3 protein-coding genes are annotated in these 4,231 nt (G+C 66.6%); 2 read left to right on the top strand and 1 reads right to left on the bottom strand.

Annotation, left to right across the window (positions count from 1 at the left end):
- Window positions 1–40 precede the first annotated feature (40 nt).
- Window positions 41–1,405, bottom strand: coding sequence for a 2-hydroxycarboxylate transporter family protein (locus G3O00_RS40390; protein ID WP_206146337.1), 1,365 nt, complete (start codon window positions 1,403–1,405; stop codon window positions 41–43).
- A 422-nt stretch (window positions 1,406–1,827) separates the two neighbouring features.
- Between G3O00_RS40390 and G3O00_RS40385 the strand changes: the two genes are divergently transcribed.
- Both G3O00_RS40385 and G3O00_RS40380 read left to right on the top strand, forming a co-directional pair.
- Window positions 1,828–2,658, top strand: a complete 831-nt coding sequence (locus G3O00_RS40385; RefSeq protein WP_206146336.1) for a MetQ/NlpA family ABC transporter substrate-binding protein — start codon at window positions 1,828–1,830, stop codon at window positions 2,656–2,658.
- 10 nt (window positions 2,659–2,668) lie between these two features.
- Window positions 2,669–4,081: an LLM class flavin-dependent oxidoreductase gene (locus tag G3O00_RS40380; RefSeq protein WP_206146335.1), complete on the top strand. Its 1,413-nt coding sequence runs from the start codon at window positions 2,669–2,671 to the stop codon at window positions 4,079–4,081.
- The last annotated feature ends 150 nt before the right edge of the window (window positions 4,082–4,231 follow it).

Below are 4,231 nucleotides of genomic sequence, written 5' to 3'. Positions count from 1 at the left end.
CGTGCGAAGCGGCCTGCGCGACGGTGCGCGCGGCGGCGCGTCATCCGAAGTGTGCGATCAGGATCAGCGTGACCGTGACGACGATCGCGCCGCCGATCCGCGTCGCGATCTGCGCGAACGGCATCAGCTGCATCCGGTTCGCGGCAGTCAGGATCGCGACGTCGCCGGTGCCGCCTTGCCCGCTGTGGCAGGCGTTCACGATTGCGGTGTCGATAGGGTACATCTTCAACAGGCGGCCGACCACGAAACCGGTGCCCATCAGCGTCGCGACGGTCGACACGATCGTGACGACGTTGACGATCGTGAATGCGGCGGTCAGCTTGTCCCACGGCGTCATCGCGACGCCGATCGCGAACAGCAGCGGATACGTGACGGCGGTCGAGAAGAACTTGTAGACGACGAACGCGCCTTCCTGCAGCGGCGGCGACACGGCGCGCGCGAGCTTCACGAGCACCGCGAGGAACAGCATCGCGACCGGTGCGGGCAGGCCGAACAGCTTGAACGCCATCAGGCCGACGAGGTACAGCGTGATCGCCGTGATGCCGGCGCCCGCGATGTGCGTGACGTCGACGTGGCCGCGGATCTCCTCGCTCTCCGGCGTCATGTCGCCCGATTCGCCGACCTGCAGGCGGCCGTTGCCGGTCAGGTGCGGGTAGCGCTTGCCGAGCATGTCGAGCGCGCCCGACAGGATGATCGCGGTCAGGCTGCCGAGCATCACGGGCGGCAGCACCATCGCGAACATCTCGCCCTGCGGCAGGTGCATCAGTTCCGAATAGCCGATCGACAGCGGAATCGCGCCTTCGCCGACACCGCCCGCCATGATCGGCACGACGATGTAGAGCAGCGTGTGGCGCGCGCCGAGGCCGAGCGCGGTGCCGACCGCCGTGCCGACGATCGCGGCCGCGACCGAGCCGGCCGCGAGCGGGATGAAGATCTTCACGAAGCCCTGGATCAGCACGCGGCGATCCATGCTCAGGATGCTGCCGACGATGATCGACGCGATGAACAGGTACAGGAAGTTGGTCGACTTCGTGAATTCGACGGTGAGGTTCAGCACCGGCTTCGGCAGCAGGTGGTAGTAGGTGAGCGCCGACGGCACGAAGGTCGCGAAGATCGCGGCCGCGCCGATGTTGCGCAGCAGCGGCAGGCGCTTGCCCAGTTCCGCGCAGGTGAAGCCGAAGAACGCGAGCACGGCGATCGCCATCGAGATCTCGCCGGGTACCTTGCCGGTCACGGCGAAGCCGACGATCAGCGCGAGCAGGATGAAGTAGACGGGCAGCGGAATGATGCCGATGCGGATTTCCATCAGTTTCCACCAGCCTTCCGGCCAGAAGCGCTCGCGCGGGGTGGCGACGGCGTCGGAAACCGGCTCCGGATGGGACGGGGATTGGATTGAGGTCTGCAAGACGTGTCTCCTGATGTTGGAATGCCTGCATCGCTTCGCGGCATCGTGTGCCGTCTATTACGCAACCCCCGTGCCAGAAATCCGGCCTGCCGGAATATTTTTAATGCATTGATTTATAAGGGGTTTATTTCGTCTGCGGAAAGGCTGGGCCGGCCGGTTGGCCGAGATTTCGGAATTCGCGCGGCGCCCAGGCCGAGATTTCGGCCTGGCGGCCGGCCTGGCACCCGATCCTGCGCGTCCGCCGGCCATATCGCCGCCCGCGATTTTCTTCGCACAATCGCTTCGTAGACCGTCCCCGCGCCGCTCTCTATCATCGGCTGATCCTTTTCCGATGCGTTTGACCCCTGTCCGGAGAGCGCCCGCACGCTCGCCGCGGCGTTGCTCATCCATCGATACCGTCTTTGGACAGGAGAGTGGTTTCCATGCTGCATGCCGTTTTTTCCGCCCGCTTTTCCGCCGGCCGCGTCGCGCGCCTGCTGGCCGCCGCCATGCTCGGCGTCGCGCTGCTGAATGGCGCGCACGCCGACACCGCGCCGCTGAAGGTCGGCATCTCGACCAGCCCGCAGATCGAGGCGCTGAAGGTCGCCGCGAAGGAGGCGAAGGCGCAGGGGCTCGACGTGAAGATCGTCGAATTCACCGACTGGAATACGCCGAACGCGGCGCTCGCGAACAAGGACATCGACGTCAACTACTTCCAGCACATCCCGTTCCTCGAGAACGCGAACAAGCAGGGCGGCTACAACTTCGTGTCGATCGCGCCCGGCACGATCATGAAGATCGGCCTCTATTCGAAGAAGGTGAAAAGCTTCAGCGAGCTGAAGGACGGCGCGAAGGTCGCGATCGCGAACGATCCGGTGAACGGCGGGCGCGGGCTGTTGCTGCTGCAGCGCGCGGGGCTCATCACGCTGAAGCCGGGCGCCGACTACCGCGCGACGACGCACGACATCGTCGCGAACCCGAAGCACCTGAAGATCATTCCGCTCGAAGCGTCGCAGCTTGCGCGTTCGCTCGACGACGTCGATCTCGCGCAGGGTTACCCGAGCTTCATCAAGCTCGCCGGCACGACCGACCCGAACAGCGCGCTGCTGTTCGACGGCACCGAGAACAAGATCTTCGCGATCCAGTGGGTCGTGCGGCCGGACAGCGTGAACGATCCGCGCATCCGCAAGTTCATCGCGATCTACCAGCAGTCGCCGGCCGTGCGCAAGGCGCTCGACCACGCGTTCGGCTCGCTGTACGCGATTGCGTGGTGACGGAGGCGGCATGACGACGGCGAACCGCAAGAAGATCCTGCTCAACGCGTTCAACATGAACTGCGTCGGGCACATCAACCACGGGCTGTGGACGCATCCACGCGACCGCTCCGCGCATTACACCGATCTCGACTACTGGGCCGACCTCGCGAAGACGCTCGAACGCGGCAAGTTCGACGGGATCTTCCTCGCGGACATCGTCGGCGTGTACGACGTGTTCGGCGGCGGCCCCGATGCCGCGCTGCGCGAATCCGTTCAGGTGCCCGTCAACGATCCGCTGCTGGTGGTGCCCGCGATGGCGCAGGTCACGCGGCATCTCGGCTTCGGCGTGACCGCGAACCTGACCTACGAGCCGCCGTACCTGTTCGCGCGCCGCATGTCGACGCTCGATCACCTGACGAAAGGGCGCGTGGGCTGGAACATCGTCACCGGTTATCTCGACAGCGCCGCGCGCGGGATGGGCCTCGCGCAGCAGATCGGCCACGACGACCGCTACGAGCGCGCGGACGACTACATGGACGTCGTCTACAAGCTGTGGGAACAGAGCTGGGACGACGACGCGGTGATCCGCGACGCACAGGCGCGCGTGTTCGCGCAGCCGGGCAAGGTGCGGCGCGTGAAGCACGACGGGCCGTTCTATTCGCTCGACGCGATTCACCTGAGCGAGCCGTCGCTGCAGCGCACGCCGGTGCTGTACCAGGCCGGTTCGTCCGCGCGCGGCGTCGAGTTCGCCGGCCGTCACGCGGAATGCGTGTTCGTGAACGGGCAAAGCAAGGCCGCCGCGCGCGCGGCGGCACTCGACATCCGCGCGGCCGCCGCACGGCAGGGGCGCGACCCGGCATCGATCCGGATCTTCGCGGGCGTGAGCGTCGTGACGGCCGAAACCGAACGGCTCGCGCGCGAGAAGTTCGACGAATATCGGCGTTACGCGAGCCCCGAAGCCGGCCTCGCGCATTTCGCGAGCTCGACCGGCATCGACTTCGCGAAGTACGGCCTCGACGAGCCGATCTCGTATGTGAAGACCGATTCGATCCAGTCGGCCGTCGACGCGATCTCGCGCAAGAGCACGACCGGCACGTGGACCGTGCGGCGGATGCTCGAACAGATGTCGCTCGGCGGCCGCTATGCGCCGATCATCGGCTCGCCGTCGCAGGTCGCGGACGAGCTGCAGTCGTGGATCGACGAGACCGGCATCGACGGCTTCAACCTGACGCGCACCGTGATGCCCGAATCGTTCGAGGATTTCGTCGACTGGGTCGTGCCCGAGCTGCAGAACCGCGGCGTCTACAAGGAAGACTACGATCCCGCGCCGACGCTGCGCGAGAAGCTGTTCGGCGAGGGGCCGCGCCTGCCTGCATGGCATACCGGCGCGCAGCATCGGCCGGCTGCCGTATCCGAGCCCGCGCATCCCGCGCATGCCTGAACGCAACGGAGCGAAGCGATGACGCAATTGTTCGATACGCTGGGTTTCATCGACGCCTCGGCCGCGCGCGCCGGCGCTGCTGCCGCGACGCATGACGCAGCGGCCACGTCGGCCGAACCTGCCGGCGCTGGCGCTGGCGCCGGCGCCGCC

The organism is Burkholderia sp. Ac-20384, from assembly GCF_017104605.1.
GTDB classification, from domain to species: domain Bacteria; phylum Pseudomonadota; class Gammaproteobacteria; order Burkholderiales; family Burkholderiaceae; genus Burkholderia; species Burkholderia lata.
The sequence above is the reverse complement of the archived record's forward strand: the minus strand, read 5'-3'. Positions and strand labels throughout refer to the sequence as shown.